Source organism: Nonomuraea sp. PA05, from assembly GCF_008086045.1.
GTDB classification, from domain to species: Bacteria; Actinomycetota; Actinomycetes; order Streptosporangiales; family Streptosporangiaceae; genus Nonomuraea; species Nonomuraea monospora.
In genome coordinates, this window is record NZ_VSEY01000017.1 from 15,899 (window position 1) to 40,980 (window position 25,082).

Sequence of the window (25,082 nt, forward strand, 5' to 3'; positions counted from 1 at the left end):
ATCACCACGGCGCTCAAGCCGACGGCAAGGGCGAGCCGACACCCTCCGCCTCCGTGCAGGCCCTGACCTTCTTCCGGACCGGCGCAGCGCCGCGGATCCATCTGATGACCGGAGTCCCGGTGGCTGAGAACTTCGAATTGTCCTGGTCTTTCAAGGCCACCACTCACTCTTCGTCGATTGCATCTGATGCGAGATATCCGCATCCCCTGCGAGCGTGCAGGTCAAAGACGCGATCGGCATATCCGTCCCCACGGGCACCCCTGATCTTATTACTCTAAGAAATTCACTGCAGTCCCTTTAATGGCGGCAGTTGTAGCAATGCAAAAATTTCCAACGAAGTAGCACGGCGTTCGAGTTCGGCGCGCTTGTGGCCGGAGGCTTGGGAGAGCTGGAAGGCGAAGGCGTGGCGGGCGTCGTGCGGGCGCAGGGTGCCGAGCTTGCGGTCGGGGGTCTGGGCATCGTGCAGGCGGCCGATCTCGGCGACGACGGTGTTGATCGAGCGGGGCGAGAGGCGGCCGTCGGGGCGGCGGGCACCGATCGAGGCGGCCGACAGCAGCAGCGCGGCCGGGCCGGTGCTGGCGGCGGCGTCGCCGGGCCGCTCGTGTTCGAGGTAGTCGGCCAGGGCGTGGCGGGCGTCGCGGCCGACAAAGACGGCGCGGCCCTTACCGCGTACTTCGGTCAGACGCGCCTTCTTGGCCTGCCGCAGCCCGTCGACCTCGGCCGGCTCCAACTGGTCAAGGTCCAGGCCGACCAGCTCGGCGCGGCGCAGCCCGGTGCCGAACAGCGGGTAGATGATGGCACGGTCGCGTAGCGGGCGGGCTGGTTCCTGAAAGGAACTGGCGGCCCTGGGAAGAGGTGACGGGCGTTGGCCATCCGAAGTTCTGGTCATAGGGGGCGGCGTAGCCCGTCCAGCACGAGGGTGATGACGTCGTCGGCCTCGGCCCGCCAACCGGGGCGGTCATGGGCCGCGCCGATGCCGTGCAGCGCCATCATCACGGCACCGCCACCCACGTCGTCGCGAACGGCGCCGTCCCGCACGGCGGCGGCCACCAGGTCGGTGACAGCCTGTTCCAGCGCCCGGCTGCCCTCGGCGAGGGCACCCGAGCGATCGGCCATGAGCGTGGCCAGCGTCCGGGCCAGGCCCTCGTGGGCAGCTATGTGGTCGACCATGCCGCGCAGGAAGGTCGCCAACGCCTCCGCCGCGGGCAGTGTGGCCTGTAGCCGACGGGCGCGGTCGCACAGCGCGGCGATCTCTCCGTGGTAGACCGCCTCGGCCAGCGCCGCCCGGGTGGGGAAGTGGCGGTACAGCGTGCCGGTGCCCACCCCTGCCAGGCGGGCGAAGTCATCGAAGCGCAGGTCGAAGAAGTCGCCGGCGTCGAAGACCTCCCGGGCGGTGGCGAGCAGGGCGTCACGCTTGCGCTGGGCGTCGGCCCGCAGGGGCTTGTCGGTGGTCATGCGCCGCCTCACGTTGACAAATGGAGATGATCTCCATATTTTGAGAAAGTGGAGATTGCCTCCGATTCGATCGTACCCCACGAGGTGCAGTGTGAAGATCCTGATGTTCGGCCGAGGCGTGATCGCCAGCATCTACGGCTGGGCCCTGCAACAGGCGGGACATGACGTTGAGTTCTACGTCCGGCCGGGTCGCGCGGCGACGTACGGGGACGCGGTGGACCTCGACCTGTTCGATATGCGGCGCCGAGTGTGGGGGCGGCGCGTCGCCGAGAAGTGGCCGGTGCGCTACCGCGAGGCGCTGGAGCCGGACCACGACTTCGACCTGGTCGTGCTCAGCGTGCCCCACCATCGCCTCGCGGGCGCGACGGCCTTCCTGGCCCCGCGCGTCGGCCAGGCCACGGTGCTGATCTTCGGCAACCTCTGGACCGAGCCGCTCGCCGCCATCGGCGCACTCCCCGCCGACCAGGTCGCCTGGGGCTTTCCCCGAGCCGGTGGCGGTTTCGGCGCGGACGACGTACTCCACGGAGTACTCCTGCCGTCGGTCGTCTTCGGCACACTCGACCGGCCCCCGACCGACCGTGAACGGGCCGTGCGCCAGGCGTTTCGCGAGGCCGGGCTCCGGATCAAGGAGCGGCCAGACTTCCGCGGCTGGCTGTGGGTCCATTTCGCGTCGGACGCCGGCATGTTCTCGCAGGGCCTGCGGCTGGGATCCCTGTCCCAGTTGGCCGGGGCGACGGGCGACCTGCGCGAGGCGCTGCTGGCCGGCCGCGAACTGCTGCCGCTCCTCCAGGCGCGCGGCCTCGACCTGCGACGGCACCGGGGCGGTGTGCTGCCGTTCCGGGCGCCCACCTGGCTGACGGCATCCGTGCTCGCCTGGCTGACCGCTCATGTCGCGCCCGCGCGCGTGAGCCTCACGGCGCACTCCGACCCCGATGCCGAGGAGCCGCGCGAGGTCTGCCGGGACACCCTGGCCGAAGCACGACGGCTGGGCATCTCGGTACCGCGACTGGAAGCGGCGGAACCGCACTTCGCCCGTGAGGGGACGGGTCGGGTCTGAATCTAGGTCCCCTTGGTCCGCCGCGTCCCAGAGCCAAACCCGGTCGCACCGGTCGGCCAGCTGCCGTTCACACACGGCTTTTCGCTGTCCAACCTCTGTCGCCTGGTCGTGATGTCGTGGAAGGGAAGTCATGACTATCGCCGAGAAGCACGAGTTCCCCATGGCCCGTGCGTGCCCGTTCGTGCCGCCGCTGGCGTACGCGGAGATCCGCGAGGAAGAGTCGGTCTCGCGGGTTCGTCTGCCCGACAACGGCTGGGCCTGGGTGGTCAGCCGCCACGAGGACGTGCGGACCGTGCTGAACGACCGGCGGTTCAGCACCGACAGGCAGCATCCGGACTTCCCGCAGCTGGTCAAGAGCGGGGCGCGCGGGCGTTGTCGTCGTCGCGGTGCGCCACGTGAGCGCGGGCGATCAGGCGGGCCAGGAACTCGCGACCCACCGACCTCCAGCTGAAACGTGCAGGAACCTACGCCATCAAACAATCCAGGTCACAGGCAGGGCGAGGCACGGGTCGCCGTATCTTCGCCCTGGGCGTTGCGGGCGTTACGGTCTCCACTGCTCCGCCGGCGACAAACCCGGCAGCGGCTTGCCGATGAGGGCCAGAGGGAGGAAGAAGCAGACCTGGCCGATGGCCATGATGAGCGTGGCGAGCGCCTTGTCGTCGTACTGCTCGGAGGCCCTCGCGTACAGGTCGTCGGGGACTCGCTCGCCGGACGGGTTCGGGGTGAGCACGGCTTCGACCAGTTCCAGCGCGACGCGTTCGGCGTCGGTGAAGTAGGGCGCGTCCCTCCAGGAGGCCACGGCGGTGATGCTCTCCTCGGTGGCGCCGGCCTTGCGGAGGTTGCCGGTGTGCAGGACGGTCAGGTAGGTGCTGCCGGCGAGCTGGCCGGCGCGCAGCTGGAGCAGGCTGATGGTGGTCTGCGGGATCGTGGCGTTCCCGGTCGCCTTGTACAGGGCGCCGCCGATGTCCTTGAGCTCGGGGACGAGCACGGCGGGGTTGGGCAGGCGCGATTCGGTGGTGGTCATGGTGGAGGATTCCTTTCTGAACGGTGTTTCGCTGCTCTGACGGATCGCACGGGGCGAAGGTGACCGGTGAGGCGATCTGTTCATCCGGGCGTGCTGCCGAGCGTTTCCGGCGTGAGCTCGCTGTCGCGGTTCGCGGGCCGGGGGCGCAGGAGCAGGACGGCGGTAAGGATCGCGGCCAGGTAGAAGCCGCCCGCGCCGAGCATGCCCGCGGTGTAGCCGCTGGTGAGCGCGTCGGGCAGGGGCGTGCCCGGCGGCTGGCCGGTGGTGGCGGAGACGGCGATGCCCGCCAGGACGGCCAGCCCGAGGGCGCCGCCGATCTGCTGGCTGGTGTTGACCAGGCCGGAGGCGATGCCGGAGTCGCGCGGCGCGACGCCCTGGACGCCGCCGATGGTGGCGGCGACGAACCCGATGCCCAGGCCGATGCCGCCGGCGAGCTGGGCGGGTAGGAGCACGAGCAGAGGATTCTGGTCCGGGGTCAGCAGGCTGAACCAGCCCATCGCCGCGGCGGCCACCGCCATCCCGGTCGCCAGGACGGTCCGGGTGGAGGCGCGGGCCTGCAGCCGGGGGCCGATGAGGCCGGAGCCGATGCCGATGCCGACGGCGAACGGCAGGTACGCCAGACCGGTGATCATGGGCGAGAACTGCTCGATCGTCTGCATGTAGAGGGTGAGGAAGTAGAAGGTGGCCAGTTGCCCGGCGCCCATGAACAGCATGACCAGGTTGGCGCCGAGCCGGCCGCGGTCGGCCAGGACGCCTGCGGGCAGCATCGGGCTGCGCGCAGTGCGCTGGATGAGCGCGAACACCACCAGCAGCGCGACGGTGGCCGCGCCGAAGGTCAGGGTGAGCCCGTCGCCGACGCCGTGGGAGCCGGCCCGGTTGATCGCGTACACCAGCGAGCCGAGGCCGAGGGTCACCGCGGCGGCGCCGGGCAGGTCGATGCCGCCGCGCTCGCGGGTGCCCGGCTTCAGGGCGAAGGTGCCGGCCAGGACCAGGAGCGCGATGGGAATGTTGACGAACATGATCCAGCGCCAGCCCAGGTACTCGGTGAGCGCGCCGCCCAGCAGCAGGCCGGCGACCGAGCCCAGGCCGCCCATGGCGCCGTACACGCCGAGCGCCTTGTTGCGCTGGGGCCCGGCGGGGAAGGTGTCGGCCAGCAGGGACAGCGCGGCCGGTGCGACGATCGCGGCGCCGACGCCCTGCAACACCCGGGCGACGATCAGCACGGTCCCGTTGCCCGCCACGCCGCCCAGCAGGGACGCGGCCAGGAAGACGACCAGGCCGGCACGGAACAGCGTGCGCCGGCCGAAAAGGTCACCGGCGCGGCCACCGGCCAGCAGCAGGCCGCCGAAGGCCAGGGCGTAGGAGGTGAGCACCCAGTCCAGGTCGGCCTCGGGGATGCCGAGTCCGGTCCCGATGACGGGCAGGCCCACGGTCACGATGGTGCCGTCCATCACCATCAGCAGCTGCGCGGCGGCGATCACCAGCAACGCCAGGCCGCTTCGCGCAGGACGAGGCGGGGTGTGCGTACTCATCTGAAAGCTCCTCACGAGGCGGTGGCTGCACGGTGGACCGCGGCGGCGAGCCGGTCGTGCTCGGGGTAGGACCAGCCGAAGCCGAAACGCCGCCGCGTGTAGCCGAAGGCGATGCCGCTGAGGGGGTCGGCGAAGGCTTCCGAGCCCGCCGACCCGTCGTGCCCGAACGCGTTCGCGCTCAAGAACGGGTAACGCAGGCCCTTGGCCTGGAACCCGAGCGCGTAGTTGCCCTGCTCACCGCGGACCAGGTCGTAGCCGGTGGAGTGCAGTTGTGCGAACTCGCCGACGGTGTCCGGCTTGAGCAGCGGGGGCCGTCCGTCGATGCCCCAGACGGCCGCCGCGTACAGGGCGGCCAGGCCGCGCGCGCTGCCCACCCCGCCGGCCGAGGCCGGGCCGTTAGCGTGGACGGCGCGGTCGTTGGCGAAGGCCACCTGGTCCAGCGGCGGCGTGCTGTTGAGCCCGTACCCGATGCCGAGGATGCTGTGCGGACCCGGCACGTTCGACCAGAACGCGGCCTCCTGCTCCGGCGTGGCCGTCCACCACTGGATCGGCCGGAACCGCCCCTCCTCGGACTCGGGCAGCCCCAGATAGAGGTCCAGCCCGTACGGCACCCGGATCCGCTCGTCGTAGACCTGCTGCAGCGACTGCCCGGTCGCCCGCCGGATCACCTCGTTCACCAGGGCGAACGAGACGAACCCGCCGTAGCCGTAGGCCGAACCCGGCCGCCAATACGGCCGCTGCCCCGCCAGGCGACGCGCGATCACCGCGTCGTCGGCCAGCTCGGCCGCCGACAGCCCGCCGTCGACGCCGATCACGCCGGAGCGGTGGGTCAGCACGTCCCGCAGCGTGATCCCGTGCTTGCCCGCGGCGGCGAACTCCGGCCAGTGCCGCGCCACCGGCTCGTCGAGATCGAGAGCCCCCTCCTGGACCAGCAGCGCAGCCACCAGCGTCGCGGCCCCCTTGGTGGAGGAGTAGACCCCGGTCAGCGTGTCGCCGCCGACCTCGTCCCCGGCCCACAGGTCCACCACCCGGCGGCCGTGCACGTGAACGGCCAGCTGCGCGTCCACCTGGCCGTCCTGCTCGGCCACCACCGCGGCGAACTCCTCGCGCACCGGATCGAAGCCGTCCACCACCGTTCCGTGAATGTTCGTCCTGCTCATTGTCAGAACCTTTCTTGAGTGAGTGCTGGTCGCCGGCATGACGGCCGGCGCCGGCAAAAGGTGACCGGTGCGGCCCTGGGGGCTGGGCGTCCCCTCAGGGGTTCACCAGGGGAGAGGGCCTTCGTCCTGGACGAAGGCGGCGGTGGGGCCGTCGGCGTCCAGGAGCGCCATGGCGATGATCGCCGCGGCGCCCTGCTCGGCGCTCTTGAGGCCGGCGCCCTGGTTGATGTCGGTCCTGGCCCAACCCGGGTCGACCGCGTTGACCTTGATCAGGGTGTCCCACAGCTCCTTGGCGTAGGACACGGTGATCATGTTCAGCGCGGTCTTGGCGGAGCAGTACGCCAGGTTGAGCCTCGGCCACAGCGGATGGCCCCGGTCCAGGGCGCGCCCGATGGAGCCGCGCTCGCTGGAGACGTTGACGATCCGGCCCGCGGGCGAGCGGCGCAACAACGGCAGCATCGCGTTGGTGACCTCGATGACGCCGAACACGTTCGTCTCATACACCTGGCGGGCCTGCTCGGCCGTGCTCTGGCTGGGCGGCCCGTCGGGGACCATGATCCCGGCGTTGTTGACCAGGATGTCGAGCTTGCCGTACTCCTGCTCGATCCAGGCGGCCGCGGCCCGGACGCTGCTGGCGTCGGTGACGTCCAGACGCACGTACGGCAGGCCCAGCGGTCCGGCGACGGCCTTGCCGCGCACCTCGTCACGGGCGCCGACGATCGCGGTGACGCCCCGCTCACCCAGCAGCCGGGCGGTGGCGTGGCCGATTCTGCGGGTGGCGCCGGTGACCAGCGCGACGGTCGTCGCCGTTCTGTCGAGATCGTTCATCGTGGGTTCGCTTTCCGTGCGTAAGTTCCAGGAGGCGCCGGCGGGCTCTTTGATGGCCGCGTTCAGCCGGTTGAACAGGTTCGTCACGCCGATCAGCAGCAGCAGCGCCGAGATCTGCTTCTCGTCGTAGTGCCGGGCGACCAGGTCCCACAGCTCGTCGCTGACCGCCTCGCCGGAGCGGTCGGCCAGCCGGGTGACGGCCTCGGTCAGCTCCAGCGCGGCGCGTTATTCTGACGGACACGCCGGCAGGGAAGGTCGTTCAGGAACAGCCCTGTGCCCTCTTCCAGGGGCAGGTCCTCTCCGCGCGGGGGTGACATACATGGGCGGGTGGCGTTCTGGACGTCCGGGCTGCGCGAAGCGCTGGTGCCACCGCAGAAGGCGCACCAGAGCCTGATCACCGCGCTGCCGGCGCAGAGATCGGGCGCGACGGCAGCCAGTGTCGGCTACGAGACGATCCAGGTGCGGAACCTGGCAGCGCGCCGGGTCGTGGGCTCATCGGCTACGTCGACGACTTGCCTTACGCCGTGGGATTCAGCTCGACGGCCCTGCTCATCTCCTCCTCGGACGGCAGGCTCCGGAAGGTCACAGTGGATCCCGAAACGGCGGTCGCCTCGATCTGCGCCGCTGACGGCAGGGAGGGCGCCGAGTGGCAGGAGCACATCGGGGGACTGCCGTTCCAAGGGACCTGCGGCTCCTCAACGACCTCGGCCGCTGATGGAGCCGGACGGCGCTGTGTATCCACCGATCGGTGGAGGCGCGAATCAACCCGAGCTCAGCCGCCACGGTCGATGTGGCGGGATGCGGTGCGTTCGTAACTTCGCAGCATGTACGCATTGGAAGTACGAAACCTGCACAAGCGCTACGGGGAGCACGTTGCCGTGGACGACGTCTCCTTCACCGTTGAAGAGGGGGAGATCTTCGGCATCATCGGACCCAACGGCGCCGGCAAGACGACCACCGTCGAAAGCATCGCCGGGCTGCGAACGCCCGACTCGGGCTCGATCTCCGTGCTGGGACTCGACCCGATCAAGGACAGGGCCGAGGTGCGTGAGCGTCTCGGCGTGCAACTGCAGGAGAGCAGCTGCCCAGACGCGATCAAGGTCGCCGAAGCCCTCGAGCTCTACAGCTCCTTCTACAGCAATCCCGCCGACTGGCGCGAGCTCATGCAGCTCCTGAGCCTCACCGAAAAGCGCGACACGCAGTACAAGGCCCTCTCGGGTGGGCAGAAGCAGCGGCTTTCGATCGCGCTTGCCCTGGTCGGCAACCCGAAGATCGCGATTCTCGACGAGCTCACGACGGGACTGGACCCGCAGGCCAGGCGCGACACCTGGAACCTCATCGAGCGGGTTCACGACACGGGCGTCACGATCCTCCTTGTCACGCACTTCATGGATGAAGCCGAGCGCCTCAGCGACCGGATCGCCGTCATCGACGGTGGCCGGGTCGCCGCGGTGGACACACCGGAAGGGTTGATCGCGCGGTCGAGCGCGGTACAGCAGGTCCGGTTCCGCGTGAGTCAGCCGCTGGACAAGAGTGTCCTGACCGAGCTTCCCGAAGTGAGCAATGTCGAGATCACCGAGGGCCGCTGGCTGGTCACCGGCAGGGGACAGCTTCTGAGCAGCGTCGCAGGGGCTCTCGCCAGGGCACAGGTCGTGGCGGAGGATCTCCGCGTCGACCAGCGCAACCTCGACGACGCGTTCGTGGCCTTCACGGGACGCGCCCCGGAGGCCCCCTCTGAAAGGCGGGTTGGCTGATGGGTGCTGTCCTGAAGCTGGTCAAGGTCGAGACGAGACTCTTCCTTCGAGACTCTGCCACCGTCATGTTCGGTGTGCTGTTCCCGACGGGACTCCTGCTCGGGCTGGGTGCCGTCCCGGCGCTCAGAGAGGCGTCGCCGGAAACCGGCGGGCTCCGGTCCATCGACGTGTGGGCGCCGACCGCGCTGGTGTTCGGGATGGTGATGATCGCTGTGCAGCACGTCCCGGCGGTGATCGCGACGTATCGTGAGCGCGGCATCCTGCGCAGGCTGTCGACCACTCCCGTGCATCCGCGCAGTGTCCTGCTCGCGCAGATGATCGTCGCGTTCGCCTCCGTGGTCGTCTCCGCGTCACTCATGATCTTCTTCGCGTGGGCGGTGCTGGACATCACGCCGCCCGAGCGGCCCCTGGAACTCGTCGTCGCCTTCGTCGTCGGCTATGCGGCACTGCTCGGGCTCGGCATGATCTCCGCGGCCGTGGCCCGCACGAGCAGTGCCGCGAACCAGGCCGGCACCATCCTGTTCGTCGCGCTGATGTTCTTCGGCGGAGCCTTCCTGCCCCGTACCCTCATGCCCGACGTGCTGCGCGAGGTCGGCGAATTCATCCCGCCAGGGCTGCAGGCTCTCACTGCGGCGTGGTCCGCCGAGGCGGGCGCGATCACCGCCACCGCAGGCGGGCAGCCCTTCTGGCTGCAGATTGCCATAATGGCGGGTATCGCAGTGACCGCGAGCGCGATCGCCGCAAAGCTCTTCCGCTGGGAGTAAGTGTCGATGATGGGGGATGCCGGGGCCGGTGAGCGCCCGAGCTCCGGGACGCACGAATCCGCCATCGCGGAGGAGGCGGAGACCGCCAATCGCTCCCGGCTGGCCTGGAAACAGGAGCAGCTACGGGTCTGGGACCTGCTGCAGTTGATCTCACCGTGGCTGCTGCTGACGATCTCGGCGGCGGTCTATTTCTCGTGGGTGCTTCCTGCCTCCGGTGAACGCTTCTGGCCTGCGGGCGCAGCCGTCCTCGGGCTGGTCGCGGTCGCGGTGCCGTGGGTACTGTTCGGTCACACGCTGCCCATCAAGAGGAGGACGCTCCGGCCCCTGCGGGCGGGCGTCTTCTTCGTCGGGCTGCTGGCGCTGTGCGTCACCCTCATGACGTACTCCGAGATCTTCCTCGTCTTCACCGTCGCGGGCTTCTTCCACGCGTACCTGCTCAGGCCGTGGCCGCTGGGGGTGCTCGGCGTCCTGGCCACCTCCGTGGCACTCAACGGCTCGGCGATGCGCGTGTGGGCCGGCCCGACCCCGGACATGCTCGCGGAGTTCATCCTGATCGTCACCGTGCAGACCGCGGCGATCGGGGTGGGCATCCTGCTGACGGCGCGCAGCGAACCAGAGGAACGCAAGCGGGAGGAGCTCGTCGAGCGACTCGAGGCGGCACTGCACGAGAACGCCGGGCTCCACGCGCAACTGGTCGCCCAGGCCCGCGAATCCGGGGCGCAGGATGAGCGGCAGCGACTGGCCGGCGAGATCCACGACACGCTGGCCCAGGGGCTCGCCGGCATCATCACCCAACTCCAGGCGGCGGAGCGTTCCGCGAGCGTGCGGGGCGAGACGGATGAGCATGTCGTGCGTGCGCTCCGGCTCGCGCGCAGCAGTCTGACCGAGGCCAGACGATCGGTGCAGGCGCTCGCTCCCCAGGAACTCGGGCGAGCGCACCTCCCCGACGCGCTGCGCACGTTGACCGAGCGATGGTCGGAGGACCAGGGGATCACCGCGCACATGGAGGTCACCGGCACCCGGGAGCCACTGAGCCCGGCGATCGAGGTGTCACTCTTCCGGGTCGCGCAGGAGTCGCTGACCAACGTGGCCAAGCACGCGGAGGCCACCCGCGTCGGTGTCACGCTGTCGTACACGGGCCCCGAGGTGCTGCTGGACGTGCGGGATGATGGACGGGGGTTCGCGAAGGGGGCCAGCACCGGCTTCGGCCTGACGAGCATGCGCCAGCGCATCAGAGGGGTCGGCGGTCACATAGAGGTGCAGAGCGCGCCGGGTGAAGGGACATCCGTCAGTGCGCGCGTTCCGGCGATCACCCCTGCGGGCACGAGGGCAGAGGGAGAGACCAACCGATGATTCGACTGGTGATTGTCGACGACCATCCGATCGTGCGGGGCGGTCTTCGCGACACCTTCGCCGACGCCGAGGACATCGTCGTGGTAGGTGAGGCCGGGGACGGTGCCGAGGGCATCGAACGTGCGCGGCTGCTGGCCGCGGATGTCGTGCTCATGGACCTGCGGATGCCCGGGATGGACGGCGTCGCCGCGACCGCGGCCCTGCGCGAGCGGGCCCCGAGTGCCCGCGTGCTGATCCTGACCACCTTCGACAGCGAGAGCGACGTACTGCCGGCGATCGAGGCGGGTGCCATCGGCTATCTGCTGAAGGATGCGCTGCCCGACGAGCTGATGCGAGCCGTCCGCGCGGCCGCGCGTGGAGAGTCGGTGCTCGCGCCGTCGGTGACGCAGCACTTCATGGGGCAGGTCCGGAGGCCCGGCGCCGGCACGCTGACCGATCGGGAGAAGGAGGTGCTGCAGTTGGTCGCGAACGGCAACTCGAACCGAGAGGCCGCTACGGCGTTGTTCATCGGCGAGGCGAGCATCAAGACCCATCTGCAGCACATCTACGACAAGCTCGGCGTGCGTGATCGAGCCTCGGCAGTGGCCGAGGGCTACCGCCGTCGCCTGCTCACCTGACCCAGCCCGGGGGTCTAGGGACGCTCAGTCGCCGGTGACGGCGGCCGGCTCACCCTGGAGCAAGTACGCCCCCGGCGACCACAGAACGTAACAACAGACACCACCGCGAAGAGAACACCGACTATCTGAGCAGCGACTCTTGCCAGTCTCGTAGGCCGACATGACGAACAGTCCGCGGAAAGGTGACCGGGTGCGTACGCGGTCACCTTTCCTTCGTTCGATGCGTCAGCGCTCTGACGTGACTGAAATGAGAGGACGACAACCGTGACGCCCCATAACTTTCTGGCCGACCAGTTCCAGGAGCACCGCCCCCATCTGAAGGCGGTCGCCTACCGCATGCTCGGCTCGCTGAACGAGGCCGAGGACGCCGTCCAGGAGGCCTGGCTGCGGCTGGCGCGCTCGGGCTCGGGCGACATCGCCAATCTCGGCGGCTGGCTGACCACCGTGGTCGGCCGGGTGTGTCTGGATATGCTGCGTGCCCGTAAGTCCCGGCGTGAGGAGTCGCTGGAGGACCGCCTGCCCGATCCGGTGGTCAGCCGTGCGGATGCCGCCGATCCGGAGCAGGAAGTACTGCTGGCCGATGCGGTGGGCCTGGCGCTGCTGGTCGTGCTGGAGTCCCTGACCCCGGCCGAACGGCTGGCGTTCGTGCTCCACGACATGTTCGGCCTGCCGTTCGAGCAGATCGCGCCCATCGTGGACCGCACCCCCGCGACGGCCAAGAAGCTCGCCAGCCGCGCCCGCCTGCGCGTCCGCGGCGCCGCCCCGAACCCCGGCCCCGACCCGGCCGATCAGCGCCGCGTCGTGGACGCATTCCTAGCCGCCGCCCGCGGCGGCGACTTCACCGCGCTGGTGTCCATCCTCGACCCCGACGTGGTGCTGCGCGCCGACGGCGGGGTGCTCACCGGCGGCATGAAGGTCCTGCGCGGCGTCGCGGCTGTGGCCGGGCAACTCGCCACCTTCCAGCGCATGGCCACCAGCGCCACCACCCATCCGGCGCTCGTCAACGGCCTCGCCGGCCTGGTCAACACCATCGATGACCGGCCCATCTCCGTCATGAGCTTCACCATCGCCGACGGCACGATCTCCACCATCGAAATTCTGTCCGACCCCGACCGGCTGGCCCGGCTCGACCTCACCCGCCTGGAGCCGTGAAACCCGGCCCACGCCCAGGACGGCTTCCTCACAGACGTCCCCAGGTGGCGGGCTCCAGTGGCGCCGATGACTGAACGTCCTGGCCGCCACGGCGCAGGAGCCGGCCGACTTTCTGACGAGCTTCGTGGTGGTCTGGCGAGGCTGGGATCCGCGCCCGGTCGAGGACGCGGCCAGCTTCGTCAGGCGGGCCCAGGAGTTGCTGGACCGGGCGTGATCGTGGAGAAGGCCGGCGGCGCCTCATGGGAGGAGGCGGTCAAGCGCCCGATCGGATCTACGGGATTCTTCTTCGACGGCAGGGCCATCAGTTGTTCGCGCAGGTATGGGCGTATGGGGTGGAGGGTAGGTAGTGGTGCCACTCGTCGGGGGTGAGATCTCGGGTTGCGGCGGTGCAGATGTGGGTGATCGCGTGATCAGGATCGACGTCCCAGAGGATCAGGGTCTGGTCTGAACCAGCGCTGGCGAGAGTGTTCCCATCGGGGCTGAAGGCGACGGCGTGGACGCGTTGGGTGTGGCCGGTGAGGCGAGCTGTGGTGCGTCGGCGCGAGACATCCCAGAGGGCGACGCTGGTTTCGCCGCTGGTGTAGGCGAGGGTGCGTCCGTCGGGGCTGAACGCCACGCCGGTGAAGTCGGCGTCGGCGTGGTCGGTGAGGGTGGTCAACCGGGTGTGGGTGGTGACGTCCCACAGGATGATGGTCTGGTCGTGGCTGGCGGTGGCGAGGGTGCGCCCGTCGGGGCTGAACTTGACGGTTCTGACCCAGCCGGTGTGGCCGGTGAGAGTGGTGAGGACGGTTCCGCTGACGGGGTTCCAGAGCTTCACGGTCTGCTCGTGGCCGGCGGTGGCCAGCAGTCGTCCGTCGGGGCTGAACTGGACGCCGTTGACCGCTGTGGTGTGCCCGGTGAGGGTCTTGAGCACGGCGCCGGTGGTGGAGTCCCAAATGAGGACGGTCCGGTCGACGCTGGCGGTGGCGATGCGGCGGCCGTCAGGGCTGAACGCGACGTTGAGTACCTGGCCTGTGTGCCCGGTCAGCCTGGTGGGTGTGCCGGTGTCGAGGTTCCAGAGGGTGAGTGTGTTGCCGGCGGCGCCGTCTGGGCAGCAGGGGAAGGGCTGGGTGACGGTGGCCAGCGTGCGGCCGTCGGGGCTGAAGGCGACGGCATTGGTGAACACCTCACCATCGGTGAGGACCGCGCGGAGACCGCGGTCGGCGGTATTCCACAGGGTCGTCTGGTTGCCGCTGGCGGTGGCGACGGTGCGCCCATCGGGGCTGAACGCTACGGCGCTGACCATTTTGGGGTGTTCGGCGACGACAGGCTGGCTGGGATCCCACAGGAGGATGGAGCCGTCTTCGCCACCGGCGGCGAGCATCGAGGTGCGCGGGCTGAACGCCATGGTGTAGACAGCGGTTCGGAGACCGCTCAGCCGCCCCCGCAAGACCCGGTGGTGGGTGTCCCACAGCAGCACCGCCGTGTTGTCGTCCCCGGCGGTGGCCAGGGTGCGTCCGTCGGGGCTGAACGCCAGTGCCATGACCTGTCCGGGTTTGTGGTGGGTGAAGGTGGTCAGCCGGGTGCGGGTGGGCACATCCCACAGGACCGCGGTGGTGTCGCCGGTGCCGACGGCCAATATGGCCCCGTCCGGGCTGAAGGCGACGGCGTACGCACCGTCGTCGGTGTGGCCGGTCAACGTGGCCACCCGGGCGGAGCGGGGGATGTCCCAGAGGATCACCGTCGAGTCTTCGGAGGCGGTGGCGAGGATGCGTCCGTCGGGGCTGAACGCCAGTGTGCGCACGGCTTCGGTATGGCCTGACAGCGTGGTCACGCGGGTGTGTCGGGCCACGTCCCAGAGGATCACGTCGTTGTCGGCGGTGGTGGCCAGGATGCGGCCGTCAGGGCTGAAGAGGATGTCTTGTACCCGCTTGGTGAGGCTGGTCATGGTCGCGACGGGGGCACGGCGGTCCAGATCCCAGATCGCGATCTGGTTGTCCTCGCCGCCGGTGGCGGCCGTGTGCCCGTCCGGACTCACGGCGGCAGCGGTCAACCAGGTGTGGTGGCCGGTGAGCGTTGCCGTTCTGGCGCGTCGGCCGGTGTCCCACAGGGACAGGGTCTGGTCCCGGCCGACGCTGAGCACGGTGTTGCCATCCGGCAGGTAGGCGATCTGGGAGACGGCGCCGGCATGACCGAGCAGTTTGCCCAGGTGGCCTCGATAGGGCGACATACTGAGCAGGGCACCGCGCGCCTCGGTCGTCGGTGCGGTGCGGTAGGCCTGCGCGGCAAGCAGCATGGCCGTGCCGGGTTCGGTGCTGGCCAGCCCGAGCGATTCGGCAGCGAGCTGCCGGGAGACCGCGGTCTGCTGCTGCGCGACCGCGTCTCGGCGTTGCACGAATGCGACCGTGCCGGCGCCGACGGCGGCCACCAGTAGCACGCCCAACGCGGTGACGAGGTATCGGAGCTGTCGGTGGCGGCGGGCGATGGCGGCGCGTTCCCGGTCGGCCAGGTCGATCGATGCGTCCAGAAATTCCCGCTCTATTGCGGTCATGGTGGCGCGCCCGGCGTTGCGGGTGGCCCACTCGCGGGCGACGGCGAGTCGAGCCCCTCGGTACAACGCCCCGGGGTCGCGCTCCAGCGACGTCCAGGACCGAGCCGCCTCGCTGAGTTGTCGGTGAGTGCGTAGCCCGTCCCGGTCGGTGGTCAGCCAGCGTTGCAGTCGTGGCCAGGCGCGGATGAGAGCTTCATGCGCGATCTCGACGGTGTCCTCACCGAGCACGACGAGCCGGGCCGCGGCGAGCCGGTCGAGTACCGAGTCGATGCCGGGCAGGTCCAGCTCGGCGCGCGGGATCCGGCGGCGGGTGTCCTCGACACCTTCACCGAACGCGACCAGCCGGATCAACGCCTGCCGGGCGGTGACGCGCTGGTCATTGTCGAAACGGTCGTAGAGGGTTTCCGCGGTCCGGGCGATCGCGCCGGCCACGCCGCCTGCGGCCTCGTAGCCGGTCATGCCCAACACGTCACCGCGGCGCTGCCGCCAGGTCTCCAACAATGCGTGGGACAGTAGCGGCAGCGCGCCAGGTTGCCCGGACGCCTCGGCAAGGATCTTCGTTACCAGGGCGCGTTCGACGGTCAGCCCGACCAGGGCGGCGGGTTTGGTGACCACGTCCCGTAGTTCGTCCTCGGTCAGCATCGGGACGGGGATGTTCGCCCCGGCCAGCAACCTGGCCAGCACCGGCAGATCCGCGCAGCGGGCGTAGAAGTCCGCCCGGATCCCCAGCACCACTGTGGCCCTCGGGTCGGGGCCTGTCACCAGTCCTGCGATCCGGTCCACGAACGCACGGCGTCGCGCCGGGTCCCGGCAGTGGGTGAACACCTCCTCGAACTGATCGACGATGAGCACCAGCTCACCATCGGCCGGTGTCGAGCCGATCGCCTCCATCGCCGCCGCCTCCGGGTCACCGCCTGGCGTCATCAGCACCACGGCACGCCCGGACGGTCCCACGCCATCCGTTCCGGCCCCGTCCGCACCGGTGGTCAGGGCCGGGATCAACCCCGCGCGCAGCAATGAGGACTTACCGCTGCCCGAGGCCCCGAACACCGCCACAAACCGTTGCCGCCTCAACAGTCGGACAAGCTGCGCCACCATCGCGTCCCGCCCGAAGAACCGGGCGCCGTCATGCACCCCGTAACTGAGCAGCCCCTGATAAGGCGGATCCTCATCAGCGTCCGACGGGTGGCTCGCGGCGCACTCTGCGGCGGCCTGCCGCCACAGTTGCTCCCAGATGAGCGGGTCACCGTCACACGCCCGCACATAGGCCAATGTCACAGCCAAGCTCGGTAGCCGCTTCCCGCCGGCGGCGTTGGCCAACGTCGGAGCCGAGAACTCAGCCCGCGCAGCCAATTCCCGATACCCCGGACTCCCTGCCTGCCGACGCAACTTCCGCAATCCGGCAGCCAACGACTCAACCGGACCGGAACCAGTCAACTTCCGCTCGGGGCGCGGCATAACTCCTCCCCTGGCAACGCGCTCGCCTCAACCATCTGTACACCAGTTCCGCCACAAGCGGATTACTCCAGTCGGCGTATCATGCGCGGTCGCAGCAGGAAACATCCCCTGATTCCAAGTCGGCACCCAGGCGCTGATCTTTCGTGAGCATGTTGTTAAGCCAGAACAGGGCTGGGCAACAACACCTCGACCCGCTCAGATGGACATCGTCAAGGCCGAATGACAACCTGAGCGGCGGTCGAGCGCCGTCCTGTGCGGTTACTCGCCGCCTCCGCCATGAGTCCAGTTTCGGAAGAGTCAATCAGGATATCTCGACCGCGACACGACGTGAGAGCGCGGATGGCCAAGTCCCGGGGATACAGCAGTGTCAATCGGGAGCCACATCAAATCGCTGATCAAGGAAGTTGGTCGCCTGAAGGGCACGTCGACAAGTGCTAGGTGTACTCTCACTCGCCGGTTTGTACACCGTCGCAGCGGCGATCTCGCAGACGGATGGCGGCGCTAGCAGGTGAACGTGCGAAAAGCGATCCGACATGAGGAGACACGCACGATGCACTCACTGATTCTGGTTATGGCAGTCGTACTGGCAACTTCCGCGACACCGGACACGGCAGAGGGAACGCTTACCCTGCTGGACGACACGGTCGGCGGTCGCCTGACCTGCACAAGCGGACAGGTGGTGTGGATCACCGAACGTACCAGCGCGGGAACGACAACCGTGCGGATCGAGTCGTTCATCGCTCGGCAAGTCAAGCACCACTGGTCAACCACAACCATACGCAGCCAGTTCACGACCGCGGCCTGGCAGGTGACCACCACAGGTGTTATCGACCGGTCAGTGACCAGGGCCTACTGCGCGCCCTGACCTCCCCCTTTCCGACTCTCCCGCTACAACAAAAGGAGGAACACGTGATCAAGCGCACCATCCGCACGACATTGCTGGCGTCGCGCGGCTTCCGACCCGAGCGGTTTGTAGATCCAATCCTTTAGAGCCGCGCCGGCGTGGAGCTGGCGGCCCTCGGAACCAGCCTGTTCGATCACTCAAAGATCGATTATCGAGTCAACCCTCTACGACACCACTGGACAGAGGTCTCGACAACCGCCGAGACGTCGGCGAAAGCCGGGCTCCGGCACCACATCTATATCGATCACTGAAAGACGGGAGGCGCACAACAGCGAACACTGAACTCTCCACCGAAGAGAGGAGAAAACCATGAAGATCTCTCAAATCTCCACTGCAACGCGTCGCAAGTTCAGAACTGTCGTCATCACTGCCCTACTGGCCGTCGGCGGCGTGGCGGTCGGCGCCACGGCGGCATTTGCCGACGAGCCGACCGCCCCGGCCTGTATCAACAGGCAAAACATCCAGTGGTACTCCGTGATCCTTACCAACAATTGCCCACCTGGAGCCGGATACTATTTGAAGGTGATCTTCGACAGCGCCCCGGACAGTAGCTGCTTCTGGCTGGCGTCCGGAGCTTCCCGGCGGGTCGACGGCGACACGCGCTACCCCTACATCGAGTACAACAGAACGGTCGTCTGCGGCTGACCGCGAGGACAAGACGCGGCCGGTGATCGGGAACGGCAACAAGGCGCGACCTGCGCCGCCCACTCCTGCGCCTGCCGCGACGGCGAGGGCGCGTTCGGCGAAGGCGGGCGCGGCATGACCTGAAGGTCCTGCCATCGCCATACGGGAACCTGACGGCTCGTCAATCGCAAGCCATGTCCAAGACGCCGGTGGCCGCTCTTAATCGCCGGTGTGGATGGCGCACAACCGCCGAGGGCTCATCGGAAGGAGACGTCGTGGCTGACCTTGCTGGTCCTTCGCACGAAGGGTTTGCGCCATGCTTGTGATGGCCATGGCCATGGTGGTGGTAGCGGCCGCGCTCAGCAAGATCCGCGGTGGGGGCGCCGGCTTCAGCCGTGAACTGTCCAGGTTGTTCGGCCTGCCTCCGCGCCTTGCCGCGGTCACCGCTGTGGCGGTAGTAGTGGGGGAACTCGGATGGGCGGTCCTCCTGTTCGTCGCGCCCGTTCCCGGAGCCGCCTTCTCCATCGCCGCTCTGGGACTGCTCACTTGCGTGAACGCGGTGTCCCTGCGGAAAGGACGCCGGGAATGCCTGTGCTTCGGCCCGACGGCGACGATCTCACTGCCACTTTCCATGCTGCGAAATTCCGTCCTCATTCTCATGGCTGTGACGGTCCTCATCGCCGGGCCTGTCGTGCTCACCTCCCCCGTGATCGATATCTGCCTGGCGGTCGTCCTGACCCTGGCCCTGATACGAATTGAGGCACTTGTGAAGGCTGTTCGTGTCGTCGTCAGACCCCCTACTGAGGCCGTCTCATGAACACCGCCTTGCTGTGGGGGCTCACACTGCTCAATACCGTGGCGATCGGCGTACTGCTGCTGCGCATGGGTGACGTCCTCCAACGGTCCGCGCATGCGCCTGGCGGCATGAACGGGCTACCGGTGGCGGCTGTTTCGTCGTTGATCGACCGGGAGAAGGCGGGTCTGCCCAACCTGCCTCACGACCTGTCGGTCCTGTTCCTCACCGATGACTGTGAGGGGTGCTCACGCGCCCTGGGTGAGCTCCAGGACACCGACCTCGCCGATGACGACCCCTCCGCAATGCTCATTGTCGACCTGTCCGGTCATTCCGAGGAAGAGCATGACCGGTTCCGCGCCCGCGCCGACGACCGGTTCTCGTGGCTGCATCTGACCCAGGCCGAGAAACACATCATGATCCAAGAGGCTAAGGTCCGCGCCACACCGACGTACGTCGTGCTGCGTGGCAATGAGGTGGTCCGCAGCGGTCTGTGCGAGGACGGCGCCTGGATCACGGTAGTCGCGGCGCCGACATGACCGCGCACTCAGCCTGGCCAGATCTCCGATCCGACCAACAACGAAAGGACACCGCCGTGAGCAAGATCGTCACCGCCATCAAGGCCCTCGTTGGCCGCGAGCCTGTGCACGCCGTCTACTGCGACGTCATCGACCAGCAGAGCTGCGGTTGGGGCCTTGGATGCAAGTTCCACTACCAGTGCTGGTACAGCCCCGGCCAGATCGCCTACAGCTACTGGGGGTCGTGCCAGCCCCTGGTCATCTGCTGAGACTGACATGACGCGGGGACGAGGCCGGGCGCGTGCCTGGCTGCGACACGAGCGGACACGAACGCGCCGACCTCGTCGCCGTGCCTGGAAGTTGGTGACGGTCATCGGGGGGAGCATGGAACCAACGCTGAGGTCCGGCGACGTCCTCCTTGTCGACATGACAGGCGAGCCACCTTCGACGGGCGACATCGTCATTTATCGCAGGCCGTTGGGCGGTGGCTCGGTGGTCGCTCTCATCGTCAAAGTCGTGATAAGTACGGCGGACGGTCAGCTTCGCGTCGCCGGGACAGGTCTGAGCCAGACCTCCGAGCAACTGGGCCCGGTGCGCCCCGAGGACGTGGTGGGGATCGCCCGCCGCATCGTGGCGCCACTGGCGCGATGGCGGCGGCTGCACCGGCTCGACAGCGTGTCCTGGACGACGCCCGTAGCGACTCAGACTCAGCCCGACGGGCCACGGCCCGTCGACAGTGACCAGGCACCCGCATGACACGCCGGACACCGTTCGCCCGGCACGCGGCCATGGCTCTGGCGCTGGCAGTCGTGGCGGGCCTCATGCCAGTCGTCGAGACCCTGGCGCTGGCACGCGCGGTCGACGCCGTGGCCCGCGATGCCGCCGCGTCGACCCTCGTCGTGCTTCTCATCGTCGCGGTCGTCGGGGCCCGGATCGGCCGGGGATGGTTGCAGATCTTCTCGACCAACGCCCAGCTCGCCTTCCAGCGGGCCACACGCGCCGTCGAGTACGGCCGGATGAGTGAGAATCTCGAGACGTGCCGGGACGTCGGCATGTATGAGAACGGCGCCTCTCAGGAGATCGTCCACTTGGGGATGGAGGGGAGTGAGCGTCACCGGGTGTCGCGGCTGCAGGCGGCGACCATGCTGCTGCAGGGGGTGCTCGCCGGAGCGTTGCTGGGATCGGCGATCGCGACGATCAAATGGCAGCTGGGAGTCGTGGCGCTCCTGGCCGCCGCGGCCACCGGCCCGTTCCACATCCGGAACGGCACGCGGTCACATACGGGTTCGGTGGCAACCAGTGTGCTCGACCGGCGGTTGGGCTACCTGCGTTACGTCCTCACCCACCCAGCCGCCCTGATCGAGCTCATGGCCGGTCGCGCCACCGGTCCTCTGCGGGACACGGGTGGCACGCTGATCGCGCGCATCGCGGTGGTCCAGCGGGACGTCGAGCGGGCCCTGGCCCGGTCCGGCATGGCGATCGTCGCCACTCCCCACCTCGTCACGGCGGTCGTTCTCGTGGCCGGAGTCGTCTCGGGAACGGTGCGCTCGGCGGGGGAGTTGTCCCTCGTCATCATCGGGTTTGGTTCGCTACAAGGGAGCCTGGGCATCGCGCTGCAGGGCGTGGCCACACTGCGCGAGGCGAGTCTGGAGAGACGCCGCGCGGACGACCTGCGGGCGACGATCCGAGAACACACCCATCCGATACCCGTGGACGCACCCACACTGGGTACAGGCAGAAACCTTCCGGTGACCTTCGACGACGTGTTCTTTCGCTACTCGCCCCAGGCACCGTGGAGCCTGAACGGCTTCACCCTCGATATCGCGGCGGGCGAGGCGGTATGCCTCGTCGGGTCCAACGGCTCCGGAAAGACCACCGCACTCAAACTCCTGCTCGGCGTCCACCGCCCCACTCGCGGCTCGGTCCTTCTCGACGGGCGCGATGTGCGCGACTACGACCCCGACGAACTGGCGGCGACGCTTCGGTTCCTGCTCCAAGAACCGGTCCGGCTCGAGGCGAGCCTGCGGGACAACATCGACAGATTCCGGGGCCGGTCGCGCCAGGAGGTGGAACGGGTGGCACGCCTGACGGCTGTCGACCGGATCGCCGCCCGCCTGCCGCATGGCCTGGACTCCGAGATCTCCCAGCAGTTCGGCACCGACGAGCACGGACAGGCGCTCTCGGGCGGGGAGTGGCAGCGCGTCATGTTCGCGCGTCTGCTCCTCGGTGGACATGGGCTGTACGTGCTCGACGAACCGACGGCAGCCCTCGACGCCGAGCAGGAAGCCGCCGTGATCGACACGTTGGAGATGGAGCTGCGGGGGGCGACGGCGCTCATGGTCAGCCACCGGTGGCCGTTGCTGCGCCTGGCCGATCGCATCGCCGTCGTCGGCACCGGCCGGATCCGGGAGATCGGAACCCATGAGGAACTGAGCCTGGCGGGAGGCGCCTACGCGCAGCTCGTTGAGAAGCAGCGGCGCTCGCTGAGCTTTCTCCACCGAGACGTTCCCGAACGCGATGCGGGAGACGGCGTTGTCGGCCTGCTCGGTGGCTCCGGCGAACAGACCATGCGCATTGGCCGCTGAGGAGGTTCTGACCGGGGGAACCGCATCCATCGTCGATCATCCATGGAGGAAAGAGATGAGGCGTTCGAAAGGGATCGCGGCCGCGGCGACCGCCGTCCTGTTACTGACTTCCACAGGTCAGATCGTCCTGCCACACGCAGCAGAGGCCAAGCCGGCCTGCCCTTCCGCGCAGCCGGATCCGTCCTCCGCCATCATGGCGGCGAAAGCGTGCGGCGGGCGCGTGGAGGTGCTCGCCCAGCGGACCGAGACGACCCAGGTGTGGGCGCGCCCGGAGGGCGGCTTCAGCAGCGAGATCTACGGCGGTCCGGTCCGCTTCCTCAAGGGCGGCGCCTGGCAGGTGGTGGACCTGACGCTGCGGCTGGCCGTCGGCGGCGCGGTGGAGCCGGTCGGGCACCCGCGCGGCCTGCGCATCTCAGGCGCCGCAACCGGCGCCGGTGAGAAGGTGCTCGCCCGGGTGGAGACCGGCGGAAACACGGTCAGCATGCTCTGGTCCGGCCCTCTGCCCGAACCGGTGCTGGCCGCCAACACGGCGACCTACCCGGAGGTCCTGCCCGGCGTCGACCTGCTGCTGACCGCTACCCGGCTCGGCTTCGAGCAGTCGCTCGTGGTCAAGAACAGGGCGGCCGCAGCACGGGTGGCGACCTTGACCGTGCCGCTGCGCAGCGTAGGCCTGAAGTTCGTCGCAGACGGCCCGGCCTCCTTCGCGATCCGCGACAGCGCCGGGATCACGGTCGGCCGGGTGCCGGCGCCGAAGATGTGGGACTCCTCGATCGGGGCGAGCGGCGAGCGCACCCGGGAGAAGGCACTCACCACCCGCGCCGAGGGCGGCCCCGGCGCGCTCGATCTGCGCCTCGCGGCCGACCTGGCCTGGCTGCGAGACCCGAAGACCAGGTATCCGGTCACGCTCGATCCGCAGGTCGAGCTCGATCCGACCTCGGACACCATCGTCCGCAACGACGAGCTGTCCACCAGCGGCAAACCAGACCATTCCGGCGCCGACTATCTTGCGTACGGGAAAGCCACGAGTTATCTCGCGCGGTCCTTCATGCAATGGCCGGCGGGGCATCTCGCCGGCAGCCGAATCACCAGCGCCACGCTGAGCCTGTGGAACTGGTATTCGGGCAGCTGCGCGCAGACCGGCTGGCTGGTCTGGAGCACGATGCCCTTCACCAACCCCATCTGGTGGGACACCGCGCCGAAGCTGCTGAGCAACGACGGCTACTCGACCCAGACCGCCGGCTTCAGCTCGGCCTGCGACGACGCGTGGGTGAGCGCCAGCGTGGTGCCGCTCTTCCAGCGGGCGGCCAACACCAGCGCGCCGACCGTCCACATGGGGCTGACGTCCTACAACGAGTCGAATCCGAGCCTGAGCTGGAAGCAGGTCCGGTCGCGGCAGGCTGCGAACTCGTCGCAGATCCCGGTCGTGCGGATCAACTACGAAGACCCGCTTTACAGGTACGGCGTGAACTATCCGTACGGCGTGGGCGCGGTCGACTACGCCTACTCGTCACCAGACGGTATGTGGAAGGACCTCAACGGCATGAGGTACGGGCCCAACCGCTACATTACGTTCGAGATCCCGCAGGAGGAGGACATATACGAGCCGGTGCCCCACGAGGCCAACGAGGCGGCGCTGGTAACTTTGGCGGGAACGCCCGAGTCCCGCTATACGGCCCTGGACAAAAACCACCATCTGCTGTACGACTTCGACCGGGACAAGATCCTCGACCTGGCTCCCACAGGGTTCGCCTTCCACGAGCACGAGGGCAAGGGTAAAAACGCTCGGCCGCCGGAGTCGGAGCCGAACCAGCGGCCGTACCACGTGTTCTGGTTCGACGACAACTGGCTGGCCCAGTACATGGCCAAGGCCTACGGTCGGTCCTCGCCCACCGGCCTGAGCGACTACGGCGACCCCGGCTACGTCCGCTGGCGGATCATCTCGGGCGACACCAACTGGATGCCCTATGAAGTGGCCACGCCCGACGCGTTCGGCTACGTGGACCGGCTGGCATTGGACGGTCTCTACTACCTGGCCGCGGGCCCGCAGGCGACTGCAATGACCAAGTGGAACGACCTTTTGGTCAAGTCCGGCGCCACCTTCAACACCCCCACCGGGCTGTTCACCTATCCGGCACTGGAGGAGAACTACCACGTCGGGTTGTTCAAGTTGCTGACCGATCAGATCCTCGCCCACCACACTGGCCTGACCGGCACCCAGCAGCGGGTGCTGGCGCTGCACTCGGTCTCGCTACGGGCGATGATCATCAAGAATCAGCAGCGGGTGGCCGCCACCGGGCCGCTCGCCGGATGGACGACACACGTGAACCTGAGCAGGAAACCTCCCCCACTGATGAACATCGAGACCCTCGCGGTGAACTCGCTGGCGCTCGGCGCGGGTGCCAAGCAGGTCTACAGCCCCGGTCAGGCGCCGCTGCAGACGACGGCCGCGAACCGCTACAACTTCACCGCGGACGGCATCCTCCAGGCCATCCCGGGGACCAGCGCCGCAGGCCACATGACCTTCGGGCCGAACCACGCCTTCGCCCCCGGCACCTACAACGTGGAGTTCGTTCTGCGATCGAGGAACCCGACCAGTGGCCCCCGCGTGGCCAACCTCGACGTTTACGACGCCCGGTCCGGCGTCATCGACGAACTGGCCCTGACAGCCGATGATTTCCTCAAAGACGGCACCTACGAACGGTTCATCCGGTTCACCGTCCCCATCACCGTCACCTCGGCCGACAACAGCCTGGAGTTCCGGGTCTGGTGGGACGGCGGCTTGAGCCCGCTGGAGGTCGCCGAGATCCGGGTGCGCTGACCCGCTGAGGCTGGAAGCCGCTCCCGGGGCCGGCTTCCAGCCGATCCGGCTGCCTTGATCCTTCGAGCCGGATGCCCGGGAGGGAAAGGAGCCACGGCCATGGGACTGGCTCTCCAGCAGCACCGCCCCACGGCCGCACCACCCGGTTCGGGCCTG

The 25,082-nt window shown here is 68.6% G+C and carries 22 protein-coding genes; 15 read left to right on the forward strand and 7 right to left on the reverse strand.

Annotated features, from left to right (window positions below; genetic code table 11):
• Nucleotides 1–283 precede the first annotated feature (283 nt).
• Together FXF51_RS25920 and FXF51_RS25925 are read right to left on the reverse strand one after the other, a co-directional pair.
• Nucleotides 284–889, reverse strand: coding sequence for a tyrosine-type recombinase/integrase (locus FXF51_RS25920; protein ID WP_148437275.1), 606 nt, complete (start codon nucleotides 887–889; stop codon nucleotides 284–286).
• On the reverse strand, nucleotides 886–1,455 hold the full coding sequence (locus tag FXF51_RS25925; RefSeq protein ID WP_148437276.1) for a TetR/AcrR family transcriptional regulator: 570 nt from the start codon (nucleotides 1,453–1,455) through the stop codon (nucleotides 886–888). Before FXF51_RS25925 ends, FXF51_RS25920 begins: the two co-directional genes overlap by 4 nt.
• Nucleotides 1,456–1,546: 91 nt before the next feature.
• Here FXF51_RS25925 and FXF51_RS25930 point away from each other — a divergent pair, with 91 nt between their 5' ends.
• Both FXF51_RS25930 and FXF51_RS25935 read left to right on the forward strand, forming a co-directional pair.
• Nucleotides 1,547–2,512 (forward strand): ketopantoate reductase family protein, encoded by a 966-nt coding sequence (locus tag FXF51_RS25930; RefSeq protein WP_148437277.1) that lies wholly within the window; start codon nucleotides 1,547–1,549, stop codon nucleotides 2,510–2,512.
• Between the two features lie 130 nt (nucleotides 2,513–2,642).
• Nucleotides 2,643–2,963 (forward strand): hypothetical protein, encoded by a 321-nt coding sequence (locus tag FXF51_RS25935; RefSeq protein WP_222871458.1) that lies wholly within the window; start codon nucleotides 2,643–2,645, stop codon nucleotides 2,961–2,963.
• Nucleotides 2,964–3,053: 90 nt separating this feature from the next.
• Here the strand turns inward: FXF51_RS25935 and FXF51_RS25940 are convergent, their stop codons facing one another.
• The 4 genes from FXF51_RS25940 to FXF51_RS25955 all read right to left on the reverse strand — a co-directional run bounded on the left by FXF51_RS25940 (nucleotide 3,054) and on the right by FXF51_RS25955 (nucleotide 7,143).
• Nucleotides 3,054–3,536: a carboxymuconolactone decarboxylase family protein gene (locus FXF51_RS25940; RefSeq protein ID WP_148437278.1), complete on the reverse strand. Its 483-nt coding sequence runs from the start codon at nucleotides 3,534–3,536 to the stop codon at nucleotides 3,054–3,056.
• 80 nt (nucleotides 3,537–3,616) lie between these two features.
• Nucleotides 3,617–5,068 carry an MFS transporter gene (locus tag FXF51_RS25945; RefSeq protein WP_148437279.1) on the reverse strand — a complete coding sequence of 484 codons (1,452 nt, stop codon included), beginning with the start codon at nucleotides 5,066–5,068 and terminating at the stop codon, nucleotides 3,617–3,619.
• 11 nt (nucleotides 5,069–5,079) lie between these two features.
• Nucleotides 5,080–6,228: a serine hydrolase domain-containing protein gene (locus FXF51_RS25950; RefSeq protein WP_148437280.1), complete on the reverse strand. Its 1,149-nt coding sequence runs from the start codon at nucleotides 6,226–6,228 to the stop codon at nucleotides 5,080–5,082.
• A gap of 102 nt (nucleotides 6,229–6,330) precedes the next feature.
• Nucleotides 6,331–7,143 (reverse strand): SDR family NAD(P)-dependent oxidoreductase, encoded by an 813-nt coding sequence (locus FXF51_RS25955; RefSeq protein WP_262379843.1) that lies wholly within the window; start codon nucleotides 7,141–7,143, stop codon nucleotides 6,331–6,333.
• Nucleotides 7,144–7,880: 737 nt separating this feature from the next.
• Between FXF51_RS25955 and FXF51_RS25960 the strand changes: the two genes are divergently transcribed.
• The 5 genes from FXF51_RS25960 to sigJ all read left to right on the forward strand — a co-directional run bounded on the left by FXF51_RS25960 (nucleotide 7,881) and on the right by sigJ (nucleotide 12,696).
• The gene (locus FXF51_RS25960) at nucleotides 7,881–8,810 is read left to right on the forward strand and encodes an ABC transporter ATP-binding protein (protein WP_148437281.1); all 930 of its coding nucleotides are present in this window, start codon (nucleotides 7,881–7,883) and stop codon (nucleotides 8,808–8,810) included.
• A complete protein-coding gene (locus FXF51_RS25965; RefSeq protein WP_222871459.1) occupies nucleotides 8,810–9,574 on the forward strand; it encodes an ABC transporter permease in 765 nt (254 codons plus the stop codon). The genes FXF51_RS25960 and FXF51_RS25965 overlap by 1 nt, the downstream gene beginning before the upstream one ends.
• 6 nt (nucleotides 9,575–9,580) lie before the next feature.
• Nucleotides 9,581–10,927: a sensor histidine kinase gene (locus FXF51_RS25970; protein ID WP_148437282.1), complete on the forward strand. Its 1,347-nt coding sequence runs from the start codon at nucleotides 9,581–9,583 to the stop codon at nucleotides 10,925–10,927.
• A complete protein-coding gene (locus FXF51_RS25975) occupies nucleotides 10,924–11,544 on the forward strand; it encodes a response regulator (protein ID WP_148437283.1) in 621 nt (206 codons plus the stop codon). Before FXF51_RS25970 ends, FXF51_RS25975 begins: the two co-directional genes overlap by 4 nt.
• Before the next feature lie 264 nt (nucleotides 11,545–11,808).
• Nucleotides 11,809–12,696, forward strand: a complete 888-nt coding sequence (gene sigJ, locus FXF51_RS25980; protein WP_148437284.1) for an RNA polymerase sigma factor SigJ — start codon at nucleotides 11,809–11,811, stop codon at nucleotides 12,694–12,696.
• A gap of 301 nt (nucleotides 12,697–12,997) precedes the next feature.
• On the opposite strand, the gene FXF51_RS25985 is transcribed toward sigJ, so the two are convergent.
• A complete protein-coding gene (locus FXF51_RS25985) occupies nucleotides 12,998–16,504 on the reverse strand; it encodes a WD40 repeat domain-containing protein (RefSeq protein WP_187414569.1) in 3,507 nt (1,168 codons plus the stop codon).
• A 730-nt stretch (nucleotides 16,505–17,234) separates the two neighbouring features.
• On the opposite strand from FXF51_RS25985, the gene FXF51_RS25990 reads away from it, so the two are divergent.
• From FXF51_RS25990 to FXF51_RS26025, 8 genes are all read left to right on the forward strand, one after another.
• Nucleotides 17,235–17,549 carry a hypothetical protein gene (locus tag FXF51_RS25990; protein WP_148437286.1) on the forward strand — a complete coding sequence of 105 codons (315 nt, stop codon included), beginning with the start codon at nucleotides 17,235–17,237 and terminating at the stop codon, nucleotides 17,547–17,549.
• Between the two features lie 348 nt (nucleotides 17,550–17,897).
• Nucleotides 17,898–18,233 (forward strand): hypothetical protein, encoded by a 336-nt coding sequence (locus tag FXF51_RS25995; protein ID WP_148437287.1) that lies wholly within the window; start codon nucleotides 17,898–17,900, stop codon nucleotides 18,231–18,233.
• A gap of 295 nt (nucleotides 18,234–18,528) precedes the next feature.
• Entirely contained in the window at nucleotides 18,529–19,029 is a 501-nt protein-coding gene (locus FXF51_RS26000) for a MauE/DoxX family redox-associated membrane protein (protein WP_148437288.1), read from the forward strand.
• Nucleotides 19,026–19,544, forward strand: coding sequence for a hypothetical protein (locus tag FXF51_RS26005; protein WP_148437289.1), 519 nt, complete (start codon nucleotides 19,026–19,028; stop codon nucleotides 19,542–19,544). The genes FXF51_RS26000 and FXF51_RS26005 overlap by 4 nt, the downstream gene beginning before the upstream one ends.
• Before the next feature lie 56 nt (nucleotides 19,545–19,600).
• Nucleotides 19,601–19,792: a hypothetical protein gene (locus FXF51_RS26010; RefSeq protein WP_148437290.1), complete on the forward strand. Its 192-nt coding sequence runs from the start codon at nucleotides 19,601–19,603 to the stop codon at nucleotides 19,790–19,792.
• Between the two features lie 7 nt (nucleotides 19,793–19,799).
• Nucleotides 19,800–20,279, forward strand: a complete 480-nt coding sequence (locus tag FXF51_RS26015) for a S24/S26 family peptidase (protein WP_148437291.1) — start codon at nucleotides 19,800–19,802, stop codon at nucleotides 20,277–20,279.
• 32 nt (nucleotides 20,280–20,311) lie between these two features.
• Nucleotides 20,312–22,108 (forward strand): ATP-binding cassette domain-containing protein, encoded by a 1,797-nt coding sequence (locus FXF51_RS26020; RefSeq protein WP_187414571.1) that lies wholly within the window; start codon nucleotides 20,312–20,314, stop codon nucleotides 22,106–22,108.
• The gene (locus FXF51_RS26025; RefSeq protein ID WP_187414572.1) at nucleotides 22,041–24,926 is read left to right on the forward strand and encodes a DNRLRE domain-containing protein; all 2,886 of its coding nucleotides are present in this window, start codon (nucleotides 22,041–22,043) and stop codon (nucleotides 24,924–24,926) included. The genes FXF51_RS26020 and FXF51_RS26025 overlap by 68 nt, the downstream gene beginning before the upstream one ends.
• Nucleotides 24,927–25,082 lie beyond the last annotated feature (156 nt).

Bases quoted from the DNA above. Each gene is read 5' to 3' on its own strand.
- FXF51_RS25920 (WP_148437275.1), bottom strand. From the start codon at position 889: ATGACCAGAACTTCGGATGGCCAACGCCCGTCACCTCTTCCCAGGGCC.
- FXF51_RS25925 (WP_148437276.1), bottom strand. From the start codon at position 1,455: ATGACCACCGACAAGCCCCTGCGGGCCGACGCCCAGCGCAAGCGTGAC.
- FXF51_RS25935 (WP_222871458.1), top strand. From the start codon at position 2,643: ATGACTATCGCCGAGAAGCACGAGTTCCCCATGGCCCGTGCGTGCCCG.
- FXF51_RS25940 (WP_148437278.1), bottom strand. From the start codon at position 3,536: ATGACCACCACCGAATCGCGCCTGCCCAACCCCGCCGTGCTCGTCCCC.
- FXF51_RS25945 (WP_148437279.1), bottom strand. From the start codon at position 5,068: ATGAGTACGCACACCCCGCCTCGTCCTGCGCGAAGCGGCCTGGCGTTG.
- FXF51_RS25950 (WP_148437280.1), bottom strand. From the start codon at position 6,228: ATGAGCAGGACGAACATTCACGGAACGGTGGTGGACGGCTTCGATCCG.
- FXF51_RS25960 (WP_148437281.1), top strand. From the start codon at position 7,881: ATGTACGCATTGGAAGTACGAAACCTGCACAAGCGCTACGGGGAGCAC.
- FXF51_RS25965 (WP_222871459.1), top strand. From the start codon at position 8,810: ATGGGTGCTGTCCTGAAGCTGGTCAAGGTCGAGACGAGACTCTTCCTT.
- FXF51_RS25970 (WP_148437282.1), top strand. From the start codon at position 9,581: ATGATGGGGGATGCCGGGGCCGGTGAGCGCCCGAGCTCCGGGACGCAC.
- FXF51_RS25975 (WP_148437283.1), top strand. From the start codon at position 10,924: ATGATTCGACTGGTGATTGTCGACGACCATCCGATCGTGCGGGGCGGT.
- FXF51_RS25990 (WP_148437286.1), top strand. From the start codon at position 17,235: ATGCACTCACTGATTCTGGTTATGGCAGTCGTACTGGCAACTTCCGCG.
- FXF51_RS25995 (WP_148437287.1), top strand. From the start codon at position 17,898: ATGAAGATCTCTCAAATCTCCACTGCAACGCGTCGCAAGTTCAGAACT.
- FXF51_RS26000 (WP_148437288.1), top strand. From the start codon at position 18,529: ATGCTTGTGATGGCCATGGCCATGGTGGTGGTAGCGGCCGCGCTCAGC.
- FXF51_RS26005 (WP_148437289.1), top strand. From the start codon at position 19,026: ATGAACACCGCCTTGCTGTGGGGGCTCACACTGCTCAATACCGTGGCG.
- FXF51_RS26015 (WP_148437291.1), top strand. From the start codon at position 19,800: ATGACGCGGGGACGAGGCCGGGCGCGTGCCTGGCTGCGACACGAGCGG.
- FXF51_RS26020 (WP_187414571.1), top strand. From the start codon at position 20,312: ATGGCTCTGGCGCTGGCAGTCGTGGCGGGCCTCATGCCAGTCGTCGAG.
- FXF51_RS26025 (WP_187414572.1), top strand. From the start codon at position 22,041: ATGCGGGAGACGGCGTTGTCGGCCTGCTCGGTGGCTCCGGCGAACAGA.